This window comes from Chryseobacterium sp. 22458, from assembly GCF_052044975.1.
Taxonomy (GTDB): domain Bacteria; phylum Bacteroidota; class Bacteroidia; order Flavobacteriales; family Weeksellaceae; genus Chryseobacterium.
In genome coordinates, this window is record NZ_JBQEOA010000003.1 from 75,341 (window position 1) to 95,793 (window position 20,453).

The window sequence follows — 20,453 nt, forward strand, 5'->3', positions numbered from 1 at the left end:
TAATGATTAGAATTTAAGTCCTCCTTCTCTCGCACCATCTGCTAGAGCTTTCACTCTACCGTGGTATACGAAACCGTTTCTGTCGAATACAATATTTTCGATTCCTGCAGCGATAGCTTTAGCAGCAATAGCTTTACCAACAGCAGCAGAAACTTCTGTCTTAGTACCTTTAGCGTCTACTCCTTTCTCTCTTGAAGAAGCTGATGCCAGAGTTGTACCGTTTTTATCGTCGATTAACTGAGCGTAAATTTCCTTATTACTTTTGTATACAGATAATCTTGGCAATTCAGAAGAACCAGAGATTTTTCCTCTTACTCTTCTTTTGATTCTTATTCTTTTTTCTAATTTACTTAATGCCATAATACTTATAATTTATTAAGCAGATTTACCAGCTTTACGTCTAACATTTTCACCAACGAATCTTACACCTTTTCCTTTGTATGGCTCAGGCTTTCTGAAAGAACGGATCTTTGCAGTAACCATTCCTAGAAGTTGTTTGTCATGAGACGTTAAAGTAATAATTGGGTTTTTACCTTTTTCAGTCAATGTATCAACTTTCACTTCGCTTGGAAGTTCTAATACGATACCGTGAGAGAATCCTAAAGCCAACTCAAGTTTTTGACCTGCGTGAGAAGCTCTGTATCCTACCCCTACTAGTTCTAGTTTCTTTTCGAAACCTTCTGAAACACCAACAATCATGTTGTTGATCAACGCTCTGTATAAACCGTGAAGCGCTTTGTGTTGTTTAGAATCAGATGGTCTGTTTACGTTAAGTTCACCATCTTTCTGTTCTAAAGTAATTCCTGCAGTAAGCTCCTGAGAAAGTTCTCCTTTAGCTCCTTTTACAGTTACTACACCGTTGTTTTCAGTGATTGTAACTCCTGCTGGAATTGTTATAATTGCTTTACCAATTCTTGACATTTTCCTCTGATTAAAAATTAATAAACATAGCAGATTACTTCACCGCCTACTTTCTCTTCTCTAGCTTTCTTGTCAGTCATTACTCCTTTAGAAGTAGAGATGATAGAAATACCCAAACCGTTTAGTACTCTTGGAAGCTCAGCTGAACCTTTGTACTGTCTCAAACCTGGTCTAGAAGCTCTTTGGATAGACTTGATAGCCGGTTTGTTGGTTTGCTTATCGTACTTTAAAGCGATTTTGATCACTCCTTGAACAGCGTTATCTTCAAACTTATAGTTTAAGATATACCCTTGATCAAATAGGATCTTAGTAATCTCCTTTTTGATTTTCGATGCAGGAATTTCCACCACTTTGTGGCCTGCGCTTTGTGCGTTCCTTACTCTTGTTAGGAAATCTGAAATTGGATCTGTTACCATTTTTCTTTTATAAATTATTGGTTAAAGAACAATCAGTATTGAAAAGACTTGAAGATTAAAATATCAGACTTCAGAAATCTTCGGTCTGATATTTTTATTCTTTAGTATCCTGACAACTTAATTGTCCCGATTTTAATTAGTAATTATTACCAACTAGCTTTTCTTACACCTGGGATAAGACCGTTGTTTGCCATTTCTCTGAAAGTTACTCTGGAAATACCGAACGTTCTCATGTATCCTCTTGGTCTACCTGTCAGTTTACATCTGTTGTGTAATCTTACAGGAGAAGCATTTTTAGGCAATTTTTGAAGTCCTTCGTAATCACCAGCTTCTTTAAGAGCTTGTCTTTTAGCAGCGTATTTAGCAACTAGTGCTTCTCTTTTGCGCTCACGCGCTTTCATTGATTCTTTAGCCATTTCTTAGTTCTTTTTAAATGGTAAACCGAAGTGAGTTAATAATGCTTTAGCTTCTTTATCTGTTTTCGCAGTTGTAACGAAAGTGATGTCCATCCCCTGGATTTTTTTCACTTTGTCAATTACGATTTCAGGGAAGATAATCTGCTCAGTAATACCTAAGTTGTAGTTACCTCTACCATCGAAACCATCCGCTTTGATTCCAGAGAAATCTCTGATACGAGGCAAAGCAGAAGAAGTAAGTCTGTCTAAGAATTCATACATCTGGTTTCCTCTAAGGGTAACTTTTGCACCTACCGGCATACCTTTTCTCAATTTGAAAGCAGCTTCGTCTTTCTTAGAGATCGTACCAACAGCCTTTTGACCAGTGATATTTGTAAGCTCTTCTACAGCATAATCAATGATTTTCTTGTCTGCAGTAGCATCACCTAAACCTTGTGATACAACGATTTTCTCTAATTTAGGTACTTGCATTACTGACTTATACCCGAATTCTTCCATCATTGCAGGAACAATTGTCTCTTTATATGCTTTTTTGGGTCTTGCTATATATTCCATGTGTTATTTAAAATTATAAAGTTTCACCCGTTTTTTTGTTGATTCTTACTTTCTTATCTCCTTCGATTTTGTAACCTACTTTGATAGCTTTTCCGTCTTTACCAACTAAAGCTACGTTTGAGATATGAATAGAAGCTTCTCTTTCAACGATTCCTCCTTGAGGATTTGAAGCTGAAGGCTTAACGTGTTTTTTGATGATGTTAAGTCCTGCAACAACTACTCTAGGGTCTCTTCCTTCTTTCTTGATCACTTCAATAACTTCACCAGTCTTACCTTTGATATCTTTCTTACCAGTAGTAATGATTACGTTATCTCCTCTTTTTATTTTTAACTTTGACATTTCTTTAAAAAATTTTAAAAATTAAAGTACTTCAGGAGCTAATGAAATGATTTTCATATATTCTTTGTCTCTCAACTCACGAGCAACCGGTCCGAAAACACGCGTTCCTCTCATTTCTCCTGCTGCGTTTAGTAATACACAAGCATTGTCGTCGAATTTGATGTATGAACCATCTTTTCTTCTTACTGCTTTTTTAGTTCTTACTACTACAGCTTTAGATACCTGACCTTTTTTTGCGTTTCCTGATGGTGTAGAATCTTTGATCGTAACAACGATTTTATCACCAACTGAAGCATATCTTCTTCTGGTTCCTCCCAGAACTCTGATAACTAGTACTTCTTTTGCACCTGTATTATCAGCAACTTTTAATCTTGATTCTGTTTGTAACATTATTACTTAGCTTTTTCAATGATTCTTACTAATCTCCATCTCTTGCTCTTACTCAAAGGTCTAGTTTCAGAAATTAAAACTGTATCCCCCTCGTTGCACTCATTGTTCTCGTCGTGTGCAGTATATTTTTTCGTTTTCAAAACGAATTTACCGTACATCGGGTGCTTTACTCTTGTAGTCTCGCTAACAACAATAGTTTTTTCCATTTTATTGCTGGAAACCACTCCGATTCTTTCTTTTCTTAAATTTCTATCCATTGTAAAATGAAATTATTGTTTGTTAGTTAACTCAGTATTTAGTCTAGCGATTGTTTTTCTCAAATCTCTGATTTGAATCGGGTTTTCAATTGGGCTGATTGCATGAGCCAATTTCAATTTAGAATATTGAGCTTTTGCTTCAGTTAATTGAGCTTGAATGTCACCCGCGCTTAAATTTTTAATATCAGCTTTTTTCATTGTATTCAAAGATTAAAGAGGTTTAACAAAATCGTTAGCAACGATGAATTTAGTAACTACTGGTAATTTTTGTGCAGCAAGTCTAAGAGCTTCTTTCGCAACTTCGTAAGGAACTCCACCTACTTCGAACATAATTTTACCTGGTTTTACTACAGCTACCCAGTATTCAACAGCACCTTTACCTTTACCCATCCTTACTTCGGCTGGTTTCTTAGTAATTGGCTTATCCGGGAAGATTTTGATCCATAGTTGACCTTCTCTCTTCATATATCTTGTCGCAGCAATACGAGCAGCTTCAATTTGTCTTGCAGTGATCCAAGCCCCCTCAGTTGCTTTGATCCCAAAAGTTCCGTAAGCAAGTTGACTACCTCTTTGGGCATTCCCCTTCATCTTCATCTTGTGAACTCTACGGAATTTGGTTCTTTTTGGTTGTAACATAATTTCTAAATTTTAGATTTTAGATTTTAGATTTTAGATTTTTTTTAATTTTAAAAAAGTAACGGTAATTTAAAATTCAAAATTTCTAATCTAAAATTTTAATTATTATTGTTATTGTTGTTGTTTTTTCTAGGTCTTCTGTTGTCTCTGTCTCCTCCTCTGTTTCCTCTGTCTGACTGACCTCCTTTTTTCTGTTGTCCCACTAGTGGAGAAAGTTCTCTTTTACCGTAAACTTCACCTTTCATGATCCAAACTTTTACTCCTAGTCTACCGTAAGTAGTGTGAGCTTCTGCCCAGTGGTAATCGATATCAGCTCTGAAAGTTGACAATGGAATTCTTCCTTCTTTGAAAGATTCTGATCTTGCCATCTCAGCTCCGTTCAATCTACCAGAGATCTGAACTTTGATACCTTCAGCACCCATTCTCATAGTACTTGCCATTGCCATTTTAACAGCTCTTCTGTAAGAAATTCTGTTTTCAATTTGCTTAGAAATACTATCAGCAACTAATACAGCATCTAATTCAGGTCTTTTGATTTCGAAGATGTTGATTTGAATATCCTTACCTGTAAGTTTCTTCAACTCTTCTTTCAATTTATCAACTTCCTGACCTCCTTTACCGATGATAAGTCCCGGTCTAGCAGTAGTGATTGTAACTGTTACTAATTTAAGGGTTCTTTCAATAAAGATTTTTGAAATACCACCTTTAGATAATCTAGCCTCAAGGTATCTTCTGATTTTGTAGTCTTCAGCGATTCTGTCTCCATAATCGTTTCCACCAAACCAGTTAGAATCCCATCCTCTGATGATACCTAATCTATTACCAATTGGATTTGTCTTCTGTCCCATACCTTGATTAATTTTCTTTATTACCTAAGATTAATGTAACGTGGTTAGATCTTTTTCTGATTCTATACCCTCTACCTTGTGGAGCTGGTCTTAGTCTCTTCAATTGTCTTGCGCTATCCACGAAGATTTCTTTAACGATAAGGTTAGCTTCTTCAATATCCGCACCTTCGTTTTTCACCTGCCAGTTTGCCATAGCAGAAAGAAGTAATTTTTCTAACTTGTTAGAAGCATCCTTCTTAGAATATTTTAGGATATAAAGAGCTTTATCTACCTGCTCTCCTCTAATGATATCAGCAACTAATCTCATTTTTCTTGGAGAAGACGGGCAATTATTTAATGAAGCTTTTACAACGTCTTTGTTAGCTTCTTTTCTTGCGATTGAACTATCTTGTTTTCTTGATCCCATGATTATCTGCTTCCTTTGTTTTTGTTACCACCATGACCTCTGAAAGATCTTGTTGGAGAAAATTCGCCTAACTTGTGACCAACCATGTTTTCTGTAACGTAAACTGGGATAAAAGATTTCCCGTTGTGTACAGCAATAGTTTGTCCTACGAAGTCCGGAGAGATCATAGATGCTCTAGACCAAGTTTTGATAACTGTCTTCTTACCAGACTCTATATTTGCCTGAACCTTCTTATCTAAAGTATGATGAATGAACGGTCCTTTCTTAAGTGATCTTGCCATAATTATTTTCTTTTAGATACGATGTAACGGTTAGACACTTTGTTTTTCTTTCTAGTTTTGTAACCTTTAGCCGGTTTACCGTTTCTAGATCTTGGGTGACCTCCTGAAGAACGTCCTTCACCACCACCCATTGGGTGATCTACTGGGTTCATTACAACCGCTCTTGTTCTTGGTCTTCTACCTAACCATCTGCTTCTACCAGCCTTACCTGATACAGTTAATTGGTGATCTGAGTTGGAAACTGATCCAATCATTGCCATACATTCAGTAAGGATCATTCTTGATTCTCCTGAAGGTAATTTGATGATTGCATACTTACCATCTCTAGACGTCAATTGAGCTGAAGAACCAGCACTTCTTGCTAAAATTGCACCTTGACCAGGCTTCATTTCAACACAAGAAATCACAGTACCTAATGGAATGTTTTTCAACTTCATTGCGTTCCCTACATTTGGTTCTACGCTTTCACCAGAAATTACTTTCTGATCAACTTTGATACCGTTTGGAGCGATGATATATCTCTTCTCTCCGTCAGCATACTCTAATAAAGCGATAAATGCAGTTCTGTTTGGATCGTATTCTACAGTTTTTACAGTGGCTTCAACGTTTGCTTTGTTTCTTTTGAAGTCAATAATTCTGTATTTCTTTTTGTGTCCACCTCCGGTGTAACGCATGGTCATTTTACCTGTTTGGTTACGTCCACCTGACTTTTTAATACCAACTGTCAGAGATTTCTCTGGCTTGTTAGTAGTAATTTCCTCAAAATTGTTTACAATTCTGAATCTCTGTCCCGGGGTGATAGGTTTTAATTTTCTAACAGACATTACTATTATTTATAATTAATAATTAATTTACAGCAAAAATATCGATAACCTCACCTTCAGCAAGTTTGATTACCGCTTTTTTCAATTTGTTTGTCTTTCCTACTTGAAGACCTTTTTTAGTGTACTTTGAAGAAACCTTCGGAGCATAAATCATTGTGTTAACGTCTGCTACTTTTACACCGTAAGCTGCTTCAACAGCTTTTTTGATCTCGATCTTATTCGCCTTAGGGTTTACTAAGAAAGAATAAGTACCTCTTAAATCTGTAAGGTAGTTAGCCTTTTCTGAAATAACTGGTTTAATAATAACTGACATGACTTATTTCTTTAAATTTTCCTGGAATTTTTCAACTGCACCTTCTAAGAAAATGATCTCACCAGCGTTTACTAAATCGTAAGAACTGATCTCATTGAAGTTCATTACTTTAGTTTTAGGTAAGTTTCTTGAAGATAAATACACATTCTTGTTAGCTTCAGGAAGAACGAATAAAGATTTTTTACCGTTAAGTTCCAATGCATTCAATACATTGATGAAATCTTTAGTCTTAGGAGCACCAAAGCTCAAATCTTCTAAAACTTTAATGCTGTTGTCTCTCATTTTCTGAGATAAAACAGATTTTTTAGCTAATCTCTTAAGAGCTTTGTTCAATTTGAATCTGTAGTCTCTTGGTTTTGGTCCGAATACTCTACCTCCACCTCTGAATACTGGAGATTTAATATCACCGTATCTAGCAGATCCTGATCCTTTTTGCTTCTTAAGCTTTTTAGTAGAAGCAGTAATTTCGCTTCTTTCTTTTGCTTTATGAGTTCCTTGTCTTTGTGCAGCAAGGTACTGTTTAACTTCTAAGTAAACCGCGTGCTGATTTGGCTCAATTCCGAATACTGTTTCGTCTAGAGTTACTTTTCTTCCGGTCTCTTTTCCTGATGTATTTAATACTACTAGTTCCATTTTCTGATAATTACATAAGAATTTTTAGCTCCCGGAACAGCACCTTTTACTACTAAAAGATTTTGTTCTTGATCAACTTTTAACACTTGAAGGTTCTGAACAGTCACCTGCTCACCTCCCATTCTTCCAGCCATTCTCATCCCTTTGAATACTCTTGAAGGGTCTGAACCAGCACCGATAGAACCTGGAGCTCTAAGTCTGTTGTGCTGACCATGAGTTGCCTGCATTACACCTCCAAATCCGTGTCTCTTAACAACACCCTGGAAGCCTTTACCTTTTGAAGTTCCTGTCACGTCAACAAATTCTCCTTCAGAGAACAAATCAACTTTTACTTCTTCTCCTACTTTTACTTCATCAACGAATTCTCTGTAGAATTCTACCAATTTAGCTTTAGGAGCAGAACCAGCCTTTTTAAAATGACCAGCTAACGCTTTACCAACGTTCTTCTCACTCTTGTCATCGAAACCTAATTGAACAGCTTTATAACCGTCTTTTTCTAAGGTTCTGACCTGTAAAACCGAGCATGGACCAGCTTGAATAACTGTACAAGGAATGTTTTTCCCTTCTTCGTTAAACAAAGATGTCATACCGATTTTTTTACCAATAATACCTGACATTGTTTATATTATAATAAAATTTATCCTTTATTTTTTCCATTTTCCGGGAGTCTGAAGTGATTTCTAATTCTGATATAGGCACACTACGCTCCTAAAATGAGTGTGCAAATTTATGAATAATTTTGTAACTGACAAATATTTCAATTAAAATATTTTGATTTTTAATCATTTAGATCATTTTTGAAAACAAAACAGGTTTTGAAAAAACGGATCAGATATAAAAAACAGTCTTTTCACTTCAATTGTTAATCCTCACTATTCAAAGTCAACAGCAAGAATCAAATAAAATGCCATAACTATTGGATAATGAAACATTTTCAATATATCACGTCAAAAAAAATGACAGCTACAAGACCGGACATTATGACACCGCCATTATATTCAAATAAAAAAACCTTATGAGAGCATAAGGCTTTATATTTTCAATACTTCATGTTACAGACTACGGAACCAGTTCTATAGGATTATTACGTTTTTTCAGTTTTTCTTTTACCTGATTCTCGGCATCAGAACTAAGATTGAATCCACTTTTGGACATTTCAAGAATAATATTATCCTGACTGTTCTTTAATGCTTTATAATAATCTGCTTTTGCAATCTTTTTTCCGCCTAGTCTTCTTTCCGATATCCACAACGGTTTTTCGTCAGCCAGATTTTTATAACTGATCAGCTCAAATTTATAATGTTTTTTATCATCCTCCATTTCAACAATCAGCCCTGGTAATCCATAAAATTTATAAGGACCATCCGAAACCGGAATATCATTCGTAAACCAGGCTTTATAATTACGTCCTCCATATTTAAGAAGTGCCGCCTGGCAGTTGAGATCACCAATCTTCTTCTTTTGATCAGTGATCATCCATTTGAACCCCGGACTTTCTTCGTATAAAAAATCAGCCCTTATTATTTTGTCATAAAATTCTATTGTATTCTTACTTTGGTCTTTAACAATCCTGAAAGCAAAGTCAGTCTTCGGAATATTCCCCAGGTTAAGATTAGCAACTGAAGATCTATTATTGATCAGATCTGTTGTAATAGAATCTCTTTTGTATGAATTCAAACTCATAAACTGTGATTTCTGTTTTCCTCTTTGCAATATAAAATATTCCTGCCCTATGTTTTCCTTATCCAATGAATCCCGCTGGCTTGTCAGCAAATAAACATACTGAGATTTCACCACATCTAAATTAACAGCCTTCTGACCACTCGCATAACTGAACAGCAATAAAGACAAAAATATAATTCCAAGTTTCTGCATAAAAAACATCAATTTTAATTAATAAAAAAGAGGATACGAAATCCTCTTTGTATACGTTATTTTATCAATAATTAAGGACACAGTAATGCGTCAGCTACAAGAACAACATCTATAATATCTCCCAGAGTTTCTCCACAAGCTGTACCTTGAATCCCACAGGAAAGTGTTGCAGGAACACAGGCAGCAGCCGCTTTTGTCACCTCAGGAGCTTCCGCTTCTACTACAGGTGTACTTTCTGTAATTTCAACTTCAGGAGCGATTGTGTTTGCACTCATCAGACCAGCAACCATCAATGTTGCTACTAAGAATAATTTTTTCATGGTAATATTTTTTAGTTTTTAACTTCACTAAGTAATGAATAAAAAGACAAATAACCAAATTTCTATCAATAAAATTTATAAATAAACATCAAAAACACAAACAATACAACCAATTGATAAATATTTACCAAAACACATTCAACCCTCTACATCAATACAATGGTCATTTCATCACATTAACTCCAATTTCTTCAAGCTTAGCCTGATCTTCAGCTGTGATACCATCATCCGTAATCAGATAATCCACCTGATCCAGTGAAGCAATTTTCCCGAAACCTTTTTTATTTAATTTGGAAGAATCTGCAAGAACCACAGTTTTATCCGCACATTCAATCATCACCTGATTAAGATGCGCTTCGGCAGCGTTGGAAGTACTGATACCAAATTCGAGATCAATTCCGTCTACACCCAGAAAAAGCTTATTGCAGGAAAACTGTTTGAGAATTCCTTCCGAAATAGACCCTACAATGGAAGTAGAGCTTTTCCTCACTTCACCTCCCAACTGAATGACATTAATATTAGGATTATTGCAAAGTTCAATAGCTACCCTCAACGAAGAAGTCAGAACGGTAAGCGGGCCAAAGCTCATCAGCATTCTTGCCAGATAGTGCATCGTAGTTCCAGATGCCAGTATGATACAGTCATTCTCATGAATCAACGAAAGAGCAGCCTTAGCAATAGCCTGTTTTGCATCTACATTTATATTTTCTTTTTCCCCCACATTTTTTTCATAAGCATATCTCACCTGCTTACTTGCTCCCCCATGATTTCTGAAAAGAAGCCCCAGACTTTCGAGATAGTTCAGATCCTTTCGGATCGTAACCGAAGAAACATTTAATTTTTCGCACAAATCCTGAACAAGAACGTGACCTTTTTCATCTAGCTCTTTCAATATTTCATCATGCCTTGGAATTAGCTTTTCCATTTTATTTGTTTCCTCAAAAATACCGCTTTTTTTTATATCTGCATTTTTTATTGTTTGGATAAGAATACAGGTAATCCCATCATCTTCAATCATAAAGGCAATTGTAAATCATAAGTATACCCAATTTTAAAATTTCATTTATTTTCTTTTTGCTTTCATTTTTAATTTATATATTTGAAAACGAAACATAAACGAAACATTTATGAAACGAAACGAAGAACTCAGTAAATTAACCAATGTAAAGGAATGGGACTTTATTGTCATAGGAGGAGGAGCCAGTGGTTTAGGTTCAGCATTAGACGCAGTAAGCAGAGGATTCAAAACTTTATTGCTTGAATCTCATGACTTTGCGAAAGCAACATCCAGCAGAAGTACCAAACTGGTACATGGCGGAGTAAGATATCTTGCCCAGGGAGATGTCGGTCTGGTGAAAGAAGCATTAAAGGAAAGAGGGCTATTGGCAAAAAACGCAGCCCATATCGTAAAAAACCAGTCTTTCATTATTCCTAATTACACCTGGTGGGGCGGAATTTATTATAAAATAGGATTGTCTGTTTACGATTTCCTTGCCGGAAAATTAAGTTTGGGTAAGACAAAATATATCAGCAAATCGAAAACCGTTGAAAAGCTTCCGACTATTGAACAAAATCATTTGATGAGTGGAGTTGTTTACCAGGACGGGCAATTTGACGACGCAAGATTAGCCGTTAACTTAACCCAGACTATTATTGAAAAAGGTGGAACTGCAATCAATTATATGAAAGTGGTTGGCCTTTTAAAAAATGATTCCGGCAAGATCATCGGAGTTACAGCTGAAGATCAGTTTAGCCGGCAGCAGTATCAGATTCACGGAAATGTTGTCATCAATGCAACAGGGGTATTTACCAATGATATTCTTAATATGAACAATCCTAAGCATGGTAAACTTGTAGTACCAAGCCAGGGAATTCACCTTGTACTGGATAAATCTTTCCTGAAGAGCGATGATGCCATTATGATCCCGAAAACCTCAGACGGCAGGGTCCTGTTTGTTGTTCCATGGCATGACAGAGCTTTGGTAGGAACTACGGATACCCTTCTTAAAGATGAAAGTTTTGAGCCCCGTGCTTTGGAGGAAGAGATCAGTTTCGTTTTAAATACCGCAAGACAGTATCTGGCTAAAAAACCAACCCGTGAGGATGTAAAATCTGTATTCGCCGGACTTCGCCCCCTTGCAGCACCTAAAGACGGAAGCAAAAACACCAAAGAAGTTTCCCGAAGTCACAAAGTGATCACCTCTCCTACCGGACTGGTTTCCATCATCGGAGGAAAATGGACAACCTACCGAAAAATGGCTGAAGATACAGTAAACGAAGCCATGAAAATTCACAGACTGGGAAATACTCCTTCTAAAACAGAGCATCTTTCTATTCATGGAAATGTAAAACCTGAACAGGTAGACAGAACGAACCACCTGTACGTTTACGGATCTGATATCCCGGCCATCAAAGCTTTACAGGATAGCAACCCACGCTATGCCCAAAAGATTCATCCGGATCATCCGTTTACTGTGGCGGAAGTTGTATGGGCAGCAAGAAATGAAATGGCAGAAACTGTTGAGGATATTCTGGCAAGAAGAGTACGTCTTTTATTCCTGGATGCAAGAGCTGCTATAGACAGCGCTCATAACGTAGCAAAAATCATTGCTGAAGAAAAAGGACATCCTGAAGAATGGGCCCAAAAGCAGGAAAGCGAATTCATTGATCTGGCAAGAGGTTATTTATTAACACCTTATTCACCGAAAGTCATTAACCTAAATTAACACTCTATATAATATGAATGAAAAATTAATTCTCGCTTTAGACCAGGGAACAACCTCTTCCAGAGCGATTCTATTCAACCACAGCGGAGAAATAAAATATCTGTCTCAGAAAGACTTCAGACAAATCTTTCCTACCCCGGGATGGGTAGAACACGACCCGAATGAGATCTGGTCTTCACAAATCTCCGTAGCAGCAGAAATCATAGCAAAAGCAGGAATCTCCGGATTGGAAGTAGCCGCTATCGGTATTACCAACCAGCGGGAAACTACAATTGTCTGGGACAAAGAAACCGGAGAACCTATCTACAATGCCATCGTATGGCAGGACAGGAGAACATCAAAATACTGTGATGAACTGAAAGAACAGGGACATGCTGAAAAAATAAAAGAAAAAACCGGACTTGTACTTGACGCTTACTTCTCAGCTACAAAACTAAAGTGGATTCTCGATAATGTAGAAGGAGCAAGAGAAAAAGCTGAAGCCGGAAAATTATGCTTTGGAACGGTTGACACCTGGCTGGTATGGAAACTGACCCGTGGTAAAATGTTTATTACCGATGTATCTAATGCCAGCAGAACCATGCTTCTGAACATTCACTCCCTTGAGTGGGATAATGATTTGCTGGAATTATTCAATATTCCGAAAGCAATTCTTCCTGAAGTAAAGCAAAGCAGTGAAGTATACGGAGAAACAGCCACTACCCTGTTCTCTACTAAAATTCCGATTGCAGGAATCGCAGGAGATCAGCAGGCAGCCTTATTCGGGCAGATGTGTACCTCTCCGGGAATGGTAAAGAATACCTATGGAACGGGATGTTTCTTATTGATGAATACAGGAAAAGAAGCCGTCTCTTCTAAAAACAACCTTCTGACTACTGTGGCATGGAAGATCAATGGTGAAGTTAATTACGCATTAGAAGGAAGTGTATTTGTAGGCGGAGCAGCTATTCAGTGGCTGAGAGATGGGCTTAAATTAATTGATTCTTCTGAACAGGTGAATGAATTGGCAGCATCTGTTGAAGATAATGGCGGTGTTTATTTTGTTCCGGCTCTTACAGGGCTGGGAGCTCCTCACTGGGATCAGTATGCAAGAGGAACCGTGGTGGGAATTACAAGAGGAACCACAGACGGACATATTGCCAGAGCTACTCTGGAAGGAATCGCATTCCAGGTGTATGATATTGTGAAGGCTATGGAGGCGGATTCAGGAAGAGAAAGCCTTGAACTGAGAGTAGATGGTGGTGCTTCGGCCAGTGACCTGCTCATGCAGATCCAATCTGACCTGTTCGGCTTTAAAATCACAAGACCAAAAACGTTGGAAACTACAGCCCTTGGTGCGGCTTATCTTGCCGGTCTTGCTGTAGGATACTGGAAAAGCATAGATGAAATACAGGCTCAATGGATCATAGACAAAGATTTCCATCCCAAACTGGAAAGGGAAAAGGTGGAAAAAATGGTACATCTATGGAACAGAGCTGTATCACGTTCTCAAAACTGGATCGAAGATTAACTCCCTGACCTTAAAAAAACTCATATGACACCATTTATCGCAGAATTAATAGGTACAGCACTTCTTATTTTATTAGGAAACGGCGTTGTAGCAAATGTTGTATTAAAAGATACCAAAGGAAATAATTCAGGCTGGATTGTAATTACCACTGCATGGGCACTGGCCGTTTTTATCGGGGTAACTGTTGCAGGGCCTGTAAGCGGGGCACACCTGAACCCGGCTGTAACCATTGGCCTGGCAACGGCGGGAAAATTCTCCTGGGACCTTGTTCCTTCTTACATCGCAGCCCAGATGATGGGTGGGATGATAGGCGCATTTCTGGTATGGCTGTTTCATAAGGATCATTTTGCAGTTACAGAAGATGAAGGAGCCAAACTGGCCTGTTTCAGCACCGGCCCTGCCATCAGAAAAACATCATCCAATCTTATCAGTGAAATTATTGGGACTTTTGTTCTGGTATTTGTGATCTTTTATTTTTCAGATCCCAGCATTTCACTTCATGCAGATCCGTCAGCGAAAGTAGGGCTTGGCTCTGTAGGAGCCATTCCGGTTACCTTCCTTGTCTGGGCAATCGGACTATCTTTAGGAGGAACTACGGGATATGCTATCAATCCGGCAAGAGATCTCGCTCCAAGAATCATGCATGCTATTCTCCCTGTAAAAGGCAGTAGCGACTGGGGATATGCATGGATTCCCGTAATAGGACCTGTAACAGGAGCTGTTATCGCCGCTCTTTTATATGGATGTTTAAGCTAAAAATTTAGATTATTTAACGCAAAAGCCTTATGAGACAAATCGATAAGGCTTCCATTAAACGCTTTGCGAGTCATGGCGTGGTGGGTTTTGCGTATTGAATTCATATTTAACTAAAAAAAGAATGCAAATGATGAAAATCTTTAAGGCAATTTTCCTGATGGTATTAGGCACAGGAAGATTATTTTCTCAGGAAAGCGGTGAAGACAAACAAACCAAAGAAAGCAGACTTAACTTTACTGCCAATATCCAGAACAATCACTTGTGGAGAGGGCTGATCATTACAGATAAACCAGTGGTCATGGGAAACCTTTCTTATGCTCTTGATGCAGACAAGAAATGGAAAGCGGGAATCTGGGGAGCTTCTGCTCTTGCCGATGACAAGGACAACACCCATTATAAAGAGATCAATTATTATATCCAGTATTCTGACGGACGTTTTTATATCGGATTATGGGATCTTTACAATTCAAGGAATATCAATACTGCAGTGGCGGCTGATGACATTTTCAGCTACTCTCAAAGAAGAACAGCCCATATCATTGATCTGAGGACCAATTATACTTTCGGGCCTGCTTTTCCCATTAATATTGAAGCTGATATTATGCTATACGGAGGAGCCAATGCAGGGGAGGTTATTCTGGAACCGGACGGAAGCTATAAAAAGAACAGGTATTCTACCTATATTCAGGCAAGCTACCCTGTGATCAGTGGACAAAAAGTAAATCTGGATGCCTTCGTAGGTGCAGGATTTTCATTGAATGGCAACACTTTTTTATATGGCAATGGAAAAAATAATTTTGACATCGTCAATGTAGGTGTAAAAGCCGGAAAGGTTATTAAAATCACAGACCACTACAGCTTACCTGTTTCCATGATGGCCATGTGGAATCCTTCTAATAAGTACGCAAGGATCCAGCTGGCGGCGACTGTTTTTTAATTCTGCTTTAGCCGAATGATATAGACCACTCCCCCGGGAGTGGTTTTTGTATATTGGAAACCACCCCGTCAAATCATAGATCCCCCCTCCGGCGGAAGGGAATGGTAATACAAATTGCAGATATTGATTGTGATAGAAGTTTGATATTACAGATTTAACTTTAATCACCGGGATTTTACGGTTTACAGATTGGGTAAATATTTTTAATTTTGAAAAAAAAATTCATGAAAAAGATTTTCAGTTTACTCATTCTTTGCATCAGTATTTTATCTTTTGCACAGGTAAAGGCTCCTTTTACAGGATACAGAAGTTTTGATATTATGAAAGGATATAGTGGTACGGGCACCCCTCATTATTATCTGGATGTGAAAAAAAACGGGGATGTCTTTTTTGGATATGTACAGGTAAACCAGGCGAACCAGGAGGAAACCAAGGAGGAAATAAATGCAGGAAAATATGCTCCCAATAAAGTACTGAAAGTACAGTTCAAAAAATACAAAGAAACTTTCCTTGTAAAATTTGACAAGAATAAAATCTTTATGACAGATGAAAAAGGAAATGTCCTGAATCTGGAAGGTTGCTGTTCTGCCAGGGAAAGCATAGATAAAGAGACCTGCACCTGCGAAAGTGAATTGTATGAATAACGATATAAAGCCACTCCTTTAGGGGTGGTTTTTGTATATTGGAAACCACCCCGTCAAATCATAGATTTGCTACTCCTTCAGCGGAGGGGAATGGTAATACAAATTGCAGATATTGATTGTGATAGGAGTTTGACATTACAGATTTACCTTTAATCACCGGGATTTTACGGTTTTGAGGGTTGGTAAATATTTTTAATTTTGAAAAAAAAATTCATGAAAAAGATTTTCAGTTTACTTATTCTTTGCATCAGTATTTTATCTTTTGCACAATCGCAAGCACCATTTACGGGAAAAAGAGATTTCAATATTGAAACCGGAGAGGAAGGTTCGGGAACACCGGCCTATTATCTGGATGTGAAAAAGAACGGGGATGTACAGTTTGGATTTATTCAGGTAGATCCGGAAACCGGGAAGGAGACAAAAGAAGTCATCAATGCCGGGAAGTATAATCCGAAGGTGATGAAGGTTCATTTCAAAACCTATAATGAAACCTTTTACGTAAAATTTGACAAAAAGGATATTTACCTTACCGATGCGAAGGGAAATATCAAAAAATCAGATGGCTGCTGCCCGGAAATGAATCAGAAGAATTGTGACTGCAAGAGCATTTTATATCAATGAAAGCAGTAAGATTTCTATTCATTCTGTTCCTCATTGTTTCATGCAGCAGGAAAGAGCAACATCCTTATACCTTTTATTATTGGAAAACCAATCTGAAACTTGACCGGGAAGAAAAAACGGTACTGGATAAAGCGCCGGTGCCTTTTCTCTATACAAGATTTTTCGATGTTGACAAAATCGGGGGAAAATTTCAACCTGTAGCCGTGATCACGAAAGATGCCAGTTTTCAGACCGACAAACAAATTGTACCGACTGTTTTCATTACCAACCCTACTCTTTTGGGGATCAGCCCGGATGAGATTACATTTCTGGCAGAAAGCATTCATCATTTGGTTCAGAAGAAAGCGGAAGAATATCATTTAAAGATCAATAATGAAATTCAGATCGACTGTGACTGGACGGCAGGTACCCGGGAAGATTATTTTAAATTTCTAAAGGAGCTGAAAAGGGTCTCAGGAAAAGAGATTACGTGTACCTTGCGCCTTCACCAGGTAAGAGATAAAAAAAACACCGGGATTCCTCCTGTAGAAAAAGTATACCTGATGTGCTACTCTACTTCCTCACCTCTGGAAAAATCAGATAAGAATTCTATCCTGGATGTTGGCACCCTGAAGAGCTATCTTTCAAAACTGGAAGATTATCCGATTAAAAAAATTGAAGTTGCACTTCCTGTTTATTCATGGGGAATTGTCACCAATCATCTGGAAAAGCACAAACTCATCAACGCCCTTTCTAAAAAGGATCTCGATAATCCCAATTTTAAAAAGATTTCATCTGAAGAAATTGAAATTATGAAAGATGGATTTTACTTCGGAAATTATTTAAATAAAGGATTTAAGATCAAGGTGGAGGAAATTTCAGAAGAACAGCTTGAAGAAGTTATTCGCTATCTGCAGAAAAAAATCCCACACTTTAATATCATTTATTATCAATTAGATAGTAAATTTGTGTCAGACAGAAAATTTTAAATCTCCTGCAGATTAAGACAGCCCTTTCATCCCAATTTACGAAAGTGTCTGCCCGATATTGTAATCATAAACTATTATATTAAACTAAAAACACAACAAACCCTATGAAAAAGTATCTTCTTTCACTTGCGGTTGTATCTCTTTTCTATACACAATCAGATGCCTGTGCGTGGTCTGACCCAGATTATGAATATTTTAATCTCTTTACACAGAGTATTATCCGGGATAAGTCTTATCTTCCTTTCCTGCACAATTATTCTTCAAGATTCTACAGCGGATACAATGCTGCTCTGATTCCTGATGATAATATTGAGACCTGGAAGAAATTCTTTAACAATCAGCTGAGCTATACGGAAACACAAAATCTGGTATACAAACTGAGTATGAATGATCTTAATGCGTTAAAGAACGGTACTCCCGGCAACCCGCTTTTACAAAAACTTGGCACCGGGTTTTATCATAAATACAAAGAAGGAATTGATTATCTGATTGAGGCCAAATATCTGGAACCTTATATGAGCATCAATTATGTGGAAAGTGAAAATTCATTTTACTATGACAGAAGTAACAATAGTAAAGATGCTACTTCACTGGATTACAATAAAACAATTGCAGCTTTAACTTCATTATATCATGCCGCCAGAAATCCTGAAATCAAACAGCGTTACGGATATCAGCTTGTACGTTTCAATCATTATACGAGAAATTACGATGCTGCCCTGCAGGCATTCAAAACTTATATAGAGCCTATTAAACTGAAAGGAACGGTTTACTTCATGGCTTTGGATCAGCTGGCCGGAGCCCAGAGAGGTCTGGAAAAGAACAGTGATGCCAACTGGAACTTCTTCCAGGTATTCATGAACCGTAAAGACCGTAAGGAGTCTGCTTTTATTTCTATGAAGCTTTCAGATACTGCTTCCTTCAGCAATATCATGAAAAGAGCGGGTACGAATGAGGAGAAAAATATGGCATATTTCCTTTTAGGCTATGAAGATTTCAATAATCCTATTCCTATTATGGAAAAGATGTATGACATCAATCCGGATTCCGAGATCCTGAAGGTATTGGCGGTAAGAAGCATCAACGAACTGGAAAGAAGTTATCTTCCGACTTATTATTATACTGATGCCGCTTCCGGAAAAGTATCTGTACAGAGAGGGAAAGCTGATACCAAGGGTTCAGCAGATCCGCAAAAAGATAAAGCCAATCAGGAGGTAAAGGAAGAAAAGGTTTCTTTCTGGCAGAAAATCGTAAGGTTTTTCAAAAATCTTTTCGGAGGCTCCAAGTCTGATAAATCCGGCAGTGAAGCAAAGGCTGACCAGAGTGATGATGAATTATTCAGCAATCCGGACCGGATTCCTTTCTATACAAGAACGGGGTATTACTATGATGAAAAGACAAAGGACTATCTGGATGACCTTGAAAAATTCACTGAGAAGACCAAGGAAAAATCCAAAGATGAATACTGGCAGATTGCGGATGCCTATCTCAAGTTCCTGAAAAAAGACTATAAAGGAAGTTCTGAAATCCTCAATGACATTAAAACCACCAACCCGGAATACCAGGAAGAGATCAAAAGGATGAAAGTGCTGAACGATATTGTTTCCCAGCCCAAAATAGATGCTGCCTACGAAGATCACTTAATGAAAGATTATGCTGAGTATTTTGTAGAGAAAAAGGTAGAAAAAGACACCGCCAATGTCAATGATTATGATTATTATGGCGATGCCCCTTCTACTGCTGATTTCCTTAAAGACGTTCTTGCCAACCGATACTTCCTTCAGGGAGAAGACGGAAAATCATTCCTGATGAATAATAAGCTTTCTGATCTTCAGTACAATCCTAACTCCAGTTTGGTAAAAAGTGTGGAAAACTTCTACAGAAAAACCAACAAAACGCAGTTTGAACAGCAGATCATTGCTAAAAATATGGACAGTGTAGGGAATATTGAGGCCTTCTTTAATACCATCTATGGTGACAGGGCCATGAGGCTTGCCAATTTTGAAAAGGCCAAATCTTATTACGAAAAAGCACAGCAGTTTGCAGGAATTCCGAGAGTGAATTATGACTGGTCTGAAAAAGAAGGTCAGATCATTACTCCAAAACAATATACACCTGCAGAATACGATGGTTATGATAATATTTCCAGCCTGGTTTTTGGTCATAATGTATGGGAAAGCTTCGGAAGTCCGGAAGCGGAAAGTATGAAAGCCGAAAACTATGCAAATTTCCCTTTCATTAAGGAGAATATGAATAAACTGACATTGTGTGACGCATTAATCCAGCTTAAAAAGATCGGAAACGGAAATGACGAAAAAGCAGCGAAGGCCAACCAACTGATCGGAAATCTGCTTTATAATACGTCTATTCTGGGATATTACCGACAGCTGTTTGTAATGGACATTGATAATAGCAACGGAGGGAAATACAATTTCTGGAACACGGACCGTACTAATCCTTACAAATATTATTATAAAAACTTCCTGGACACTTCTTATATTGAACCTGATAATTTTGACCTGGCCATCGGTTATTACCAGAAAGCCCTTAAACTGTCCGGCAATAAGGAGGAAAAGGCAAGAATCCTGTTCCAGATGGCAAGCGCCGAGCAAGGTAAATATTACCAGTATGAAGCAAAAGCTCCGAAAGATTTCGATTATTCTGATCCGAAATGGTCTGAAAAAGAAGATGCCCGCCAGAAAGAAATGGATAATCTTAAAAATCAGAAATACAGGACATATTTTGCACAGCTGAAAGCCCAGTATTCAGATACGGAAACCACAAAAAATCTGATGGGAAGCTGTTCTTATTTTAGTTATTTTATGAGGTAATAGTAGCAAACAGGCTTTTTATCGCAACT

28 protein-coding genes are annotated in these 20,453 nt (G+C 37.7%); 8 read left to right on the plus strand and 20 right to left on the minus strand.

What is annotated here, in order from left to right:
• Positions 1–6 precede the first annotated feature (6 nt).
• The 20 genes from rplR to ACTJJF_RS11370 form a co-directional block, all read right to left on the minus strand.
• Positions 7–360, minus strand: a complete 354-nt coding sequence (rplR, locus tag ACTJJF_RS11275; protein ID WP_065400326.1) for a 50S ribosomal protein L18 — start codon at positions 358–360, stop codon at positions 7–9.
• Between the two features lie 15 nt (positions 361–375).
• Positions 376–921 (minus strand): 50S ribosomal protein L6, encoded by a 546-nt coding sequence (gene rplF, locus ACTJJF_RS11280; protein WP_065400325.1) that lies wholly within the window; start codon positions 919–921, stop codon positions 376–378.
• Between the two features lie 17 nt (positions 922–938).
• Complete coding sequence (gene rpsH, locus ACTJJF_RS11285; protein WP_002983236.1) at positions 939–1,337, minus strand: 30S ribosomal protein S8; 399 nt, start codon at positions 1,335–1,337, stop codon at positions 939–941.
• A 146-nt stretch (positions 1,338–1,483) separates the two neighbouring features.
• A complete protein-coding gene (gene rpsN, locus ACTJJF_RS11290) occupies positions 1,484–1,753 on the minus strand; it encodes a 30S ribosomal protein S14 (RefSeq protein ID WP_002983233.1) in 270 nt (89 codons plus the stop codon).
• A gap of 3 nt (positions 1,754–1,756) precedes the next feature.
• Positions 1,757–2,308, minus strand: coding sequence for a 50S ribosomal protein L5 (gene rplE / locus ACTJJF_RS11295; protein ID WP_065400324.1), 552 nt, complete (start codon positions 2,306–2,308; stop codon positions 1,757–1,759).
• Between the two features lie 13 nt (positions 2,309–2,321).
• Positions 2,322–2,648 carry a 50S ribosomal protein L24 gene (gene rplX, locus ACTJJF_RS11300; protein WP_002983229.1) on the minus strand — a complete coding sequence of 109 codons (327 nt, stop codon included), beginning with the start codon at positions 2,646–2,648 and terminating at the stop codon, positions 2,322–2,324.
• Between the two features lie 21 nt (positions 2,649–2,669).
• The gene (gene rplN, locus ACTJJF_RS11305; protein WP_002983226.1) at positions 2,670–3,038 is read right to left on the minus strand and encodes a 50S ribosomal protein L14; all 369 of its coding nucleotides are present in this window, start codon (positions 3,036–3,038) and stop codon (positions 2,670–2,672) included.
• 2 nt (positions 3,039–3,040) lie between these two features.
• Positions 3,041–3,295 (minus strand): 30S ribosomal protein S17, encoded by a 255-nt coding sequence (gene rpsQ / locus ACTJJF_RS11310; RefSeq protein WP_034678021.1) that lies wholly within the window; start codon positions 3,293–3,295, stop codon positions 3,041–3,043.
• 12 nt (positions 3,296–3,307) lie between these two features.
• Entirely contained in the window at positions 3,308–3,493 is a 186-nt protein-coding gene (rpmC, locus tag ACTJJF_RS11315) for a 50S ribosomal protein L29 (RefSeq protein ID WP_027381309.1), read from the minus strand.
• 12 nt (positions 3,494–3,505) lie between these two features.
• A complete protein-coding gene (rplP, locus tag ACTJJF_RS11320; RefSeq protein ID WP_002983219.1) occupies positions 3,506–3,931 on the minus strand; it encodes a 50S ribosomal protein L16 in 426 nt (141 codons plus the stop codon).
• Between the two features lie 98 nt (positions 3,932–4,029).
• The gene (gene rpsC / locus ACTJJF_RS11325; RefSeq protein WP_027371718.1) at positions 4,030–4,779 is read right to left on the minus strand and encodes a 30S ribosomal protein S3; all 750 of its coding nucleotides are present in this window, start codon (positions 4,777–4,779) and stop codon (positions 4,030–4,032) included.
• A gap of 7 nt (positions 4,780–4,786) precedes the next feature.
• Positions 4,787–5,185 (minus strand): 50S ribosomal protein L22, encoded by a 399-nt coding sequence (rplV, locus tag ACTJJF_RS11330; protein ID WP_002983214.1) that lies wholly within the window; start codon positions 5,183–5,185, stop codon positions 4,787–4,789.
• A gap of 2 nt (positions 5,186–5,187) precedes the next feature.
• Complete coding sequence (rpsS, locus tag ACTJJF_RS11335; protein ID WP_002983209.1) at positions 5,188–5,466, minus strand: 30S ribosomal protein S19; 279 nt, start codon at positions 5,464–5,466, stop codon at positions 5,188–5,190.
• Positions 5,467–5,468: 2 nt separating this feature from the next.
• Positions 5,469–6,290 (minus strand): 50S ribosomal protein L2, encoded by an 822-nt coding sequence (gene rplB, locus ACTJJF_RS11340; protein ID WP_065400322.1) that lies wholly within the window; start codon positions 6,288–6,290, stop codon positions 5,469–5,471.
• Positions 6,291–6,312: 22 nt separating this feature from the next.
• Positions 6,313–6,603, minus strand: a complete 291-nt coding sequence (rplW, locus tag ACTJJF_RS11345) for a 50S ribosomal protein L23 (protein ID WP_045491154.1) — start codon at positions 6,601–6,603, stop codon at positions 6,313–6,315.
• Between the two features lie 3 nt (positions 6,604–6,606).
• Positions 6,607–7,236, minus strand: a complete 630-nt coding sequence (gene rplD / locus ACTJJF_RS11350) for a 50S ribosomal protein L4 (protein WP_065400321.1) — start codon at positions 7,234–7,236, stop codon at positions 6,607–6,609.
• Complete coding sequence (gene rplC / locus ACTJJF_RS11355; protein WP_065400320.1) at positions 7,227–7,853, minus strand: 50S ribosomal protein L3; 627 nt, start codon at positions 7,851–7,853, stop codon at positions 7,227–7,229. Before rplC ends, rplD begins: the two co-directional genes overlap by 10 nt.
• Before the next feature lie 442 nt (positions 7,854–8,295).
• Positions 8,296–9,111 carry a GLPGLI family protein gene (locus tag ACTJJF_RS11360; protein ID WP_440699725.1) on the minus strand — a complete coding sequence of 272 codons (816 nt, stop codon included), beginning with the start codon at positions 9,109–9,111 and terminating at the stop codon, positions 8,296–8,298.
• A gap of 71 nt (positions 9,112–9,182) precedes the next feature.
• Entirely contained in the window at positions 9,183–9,431 is a 249-nt protein-coding gene (locus ACTJJF_RS11365) for a hypothetical protein (protein WP_440699726.1), read from the minus strand.
• 163 nt (positions 9,432–9,594) lie between these two features.
• Positions 9,595–10,356 (minus strand): DeoR/GlpR family DNA-binding transcription regulator, encoded by a 762-nt coding sequence (locus tag ACTJJF_RS11370; protein ID WP_440699727.1) that lies wholly within the window; start codon positions 10,354–10,356, stop codon positions 9,595–9,597.
• A 202-nt stretch (positions 10,357–10,558) separates the two neighbouring features.
• Here ACTJJF_RS11370 and ACTJJF_RS11375 point away from each other — a divergent pair, with 202 nt between their 5' ends.
• The 8 genes from ACTJJF_RS11375 to ACTJJF_RS11410 all read left to right on the plus strand — a co-directional run bounded on the left by ACTJJF_RS11375 (position 10,559) and on the right by ACTJJF_RS11410 (position 20,424).
• Positions 10,559–12,157 carry a glycerol-3-phosphate dehydrogenase/oxidase gene (locus ACTJJF_RS11375; RefSeq protein ID WP_440699728.1) on the plus strand — a complete coding sequence of 533 codons (1,599 nt, stop codon included), beginning with the start codon at positions 10,559–10,561 and terminating at the stop codon, positions 12,155–12,157.
• Positions 12,158–12,170: 13 nt separating this feature from the next.
• A complete protein-coding gene (glpK, locus tag ACTJJF_RS11380) occupies positions 12,171–13,667 on the plus strand; it encodes a glycerol kinase GlpK (protein ID WP_440699729.1) in 1,497 nt (498 codons plus the stop codon).
• A gap of 24 nt (positions 13,668–13,691) precedes the next feature.
• On the plus strand, positions 13,692–14,423 hold the full coding sequence (locus tag ACTJJF_RS11385; RefSeq protein WP_440699730.1) for an MIP/aquaporin family protein: 732 nt from the start codon (positions 13,692–13,694) through the stop codon (positions 14,421–14,423).
• 130 nt (positions 14,424–14,553) lie between these two features.
• Positions 14,554–15,360 carry a hypothetical protein gene (locus ACTJJF_RS11390; protein WP_440700074.1) on the plus strand — a complete coding sequence of 269 codons (807 nt, stop codon included), beginning with the start codon at positions 14,554–14,556 and terminating at the stop codon, positions 15,358–15,360.
• A gap of 224 nt (positions 15,361–15,584) precedes the next feature.
• Positions 15,585–16,004: a hypothetical protein gene (locus tag ACTJJF_RS11395; RefSeq protein WP_312300093.1), complete on the plus strand. Its 420-nt coding sequence runs from the start codon at positions 15,585–15,587 to the stop codon at positions 16,002–16,004.
• Positions 16,005–16,217: 213 nt separating this feature from the next.
• The gene (locus ACTJJF_RS11400; protein ID WP_440699731.1) at positions 16,218–16,625 is read left to right on the plus strand and encodes a hypothetical protein; all 408 of its coding nucleotides are present in this window, start codon (positions 16,218–16,220) and stop codon (positions 16,623–16,625) included.
• A complete protein-coding gene (locus ACTJJF_RS11405; RefSeq protein ID WP_440699732.1) occupies positions 16,622–17,593 on the plus strand; it encodes a hypothetical protein in 972 nt (323 codons plus the stop codon). Before ACTJJF_RS11400 ends, ACTJJF_RS11405 begins: the two co-directional genes overlap by 4 nt.
• A gap of 104 nt (positions 17,594–17,697) precedes the next feature.
• Entirely contained in the window at positions 17,698–20,424 is a 2,727-nt protein-coding gene (locus ACTJJF_RS11410) for a hypothetical protein (RefSeq protein ID WP_440699733.1), read from the plus strand.
• Positions 20,425–20,453: the final 29 nt, after the last annotated feature.

Bases quoted from the DNA above. Each gene is read 5' to 3' on its own strand.
- ACTJJF_RS11395 (WP_312300093.1), top strand. From the start codon at position 15,585: ATGAAAAAGATTTTCAGTTTACTCATTCTTTGCATCAGTATTTTATCT.
- ACTJJF_RS11410 (WP_440699733.1), top strand. From the start codon at position 17,698: ATGAAAAAGTATCTTCTTTCACTTGCGGTTGTATCTCTTTTCTATACA.
- rplE (WP_065400324.1), bottom strand. From the start codon at position 2,308: ATGGAATATATAGCAAGACCCAAAAAAGCATATAAAGAGACAATTGTT.
- rplP (WP_002983219.1), bottom strand. From the start codon at position 3,931: ATGTTACAACCAAAAAGAACCAAATTCCGTAGAGTTCACAAGATGAAG.
- rplN (WP_002983226.1), bottom strand. From the start codon at position 3,038: ATGTTACAAACAGAATCAAGATTAAAAGTTGCTGATAATACAGGTGCA.
- rplR (WP_065400326.1), bottom strand. From the start codon at position 360: ATGGCATTAAGTAAATTAGAAAAAAGAATAAGAATCAAAAGAAGAGTA.
- ACTJJF_RS11360 (WP_440699725.1), bottom strand. From the start codon at position 9,111: ATGCAGAAACTTGGAATTATATTTTTGTCTTTATTGCTGTTCAGTTAT.
- ACTJJF_RS11390 (WP_440700074.1), top strand. From the start codon at position 14,554: ATGAAAATCTTTAAGGCAATTTTCCTGATGGTATTAGGCACAGGAAGA.
- ACTJJF_RS11405 (WP_440699732.1), top strand. From the start codon at position 16,622: ATGAAAGCAGTAAGATTTCTATTCATTCTGTTCCTCATTGTTTCATGC.
- rplW (WP_045491154.1), bottom strand. From the start codon at position 6,603: ATGTCAGTTATTATTAAACCAGTTATTTCAGAAAAGGCTAACTACCTT.
- rplV (WP_002983214.1), bottom strand. From the start codon at position 5,185: ATGGGATCAAGAAAACAAGATAGTTCAATCGCAAGAAAAGAAGCTAAC.
- rpsN (WP_002983233.1), bottom strand. From the start codon at position 1,753: ATGGCTAAAGAATCAATGAAAGCGCGTGAGCGCAAAAGAGAAGCACTA.
- rpsC (WP_027371718.1), bottom strand. From the start codon at position 4,779: ATGGGACAGAAGACAAATCCAATTGGTAATAGATTAGGTATCATCAGA.
- rpmC (WP_027381309.1), bottom strand. From the start codon at position 3,493: ATGAAAAAAGCTGATATTAAAAATTTAAGCGCGGGTGACATTCAAGCT.
- rplD (WP_065400321.1), bottom strand. From the start codon at position 7,236: ATGGAACTAGTAGTATTAAATACATCAGGAAAAGAGACCGGAAGAAAA.
- rplF (WP_065400325.1), bottom strand. From the start codon at position 921: ATGTCAAGAATTGGTAAAGCAATTATAACAATTCCAGCAGGAGTTACA.
- rpsQ (WP_034678021.1), bottom strand. From the start codon at position 3,295: ATGGATAGAAATTTAAGAAAAGAAAGAATCGGAGTGGTTTCCAGCAAT.
- rpsS (WP_002983209.1), bottom strand. From the start codon at position 5,466: ATGGCAAGATCACTTAAGAAAGGACCGTTCATTCATCATACTTTAGAT.
- glpK (WP_440699729.1), top strand. From the start codon at position 12,171: ATGAATGAAAAATTAATTCTCGCTTTAGACCAGGGAACAACCTCTTCC.
- rplC (WP_065400320.1), bottom strand. From the start codon at position 7,853: ATGTCAGGTATTATTGGTAAAAAAATCGGTATGACATCTTTGTTTAAC.
- rplX (WP_002983229.1), bottom strand. From the start codon at position 2,648: ATGTCAAAGTTAAAAATAAAAAGAGGAGATAACGTAATCATTACTACT.
- ACTJJF_RS11365 (WP_440699726.1), bottom strand. From the start codon at position 9,431: ATGAAAAAATTATTCTTAGTAGCAACATTGATGGTTGCTGGTCTGATG.
- rpsH (WP_002983236.1), bottom strand. From the start codon at position 1,337: ATGGTAACAGATCCAATTTCAGATTTCCTAACAAGAGTAAGGAACGCA.
- ACTJJF_RS11400 (WP_440699731.1), top strand. From the start codon at position 16,218: ATGAAAAAGATTTTCAGTTTACTTATTCTTTGCATCAGTATTTTATCT.
- rplB (WP_065400322.1), bottom strand. From the start codon at position 6,290: ATGTCTGTTAGAAAATTAAAACCTATCACCCCGGGACAGAGATTCAGA.
- ACTJJF_RS11370 (WP_440699727.1), bottom strand. From the start codon at position 10,356: ATGGAAAAGCTAATTCCAAGGCATGATGAAATATTGAAAGAGCTAGAT.
- ACTJJF_RS11385 (WP_440699730.1), top strand. From the start codon at position 13,692: ATGACACCATTTATCGCAGAATTAATAGGTACAGCACTTCTTATTTTA.
- ACTJJF_RS11375 (WP_440699728.1), top strand. From the start codon at position 10,559: ATGAAACGAAACGAAGAACTCAGTAAATTAACCAATGTAAAGGAATGG.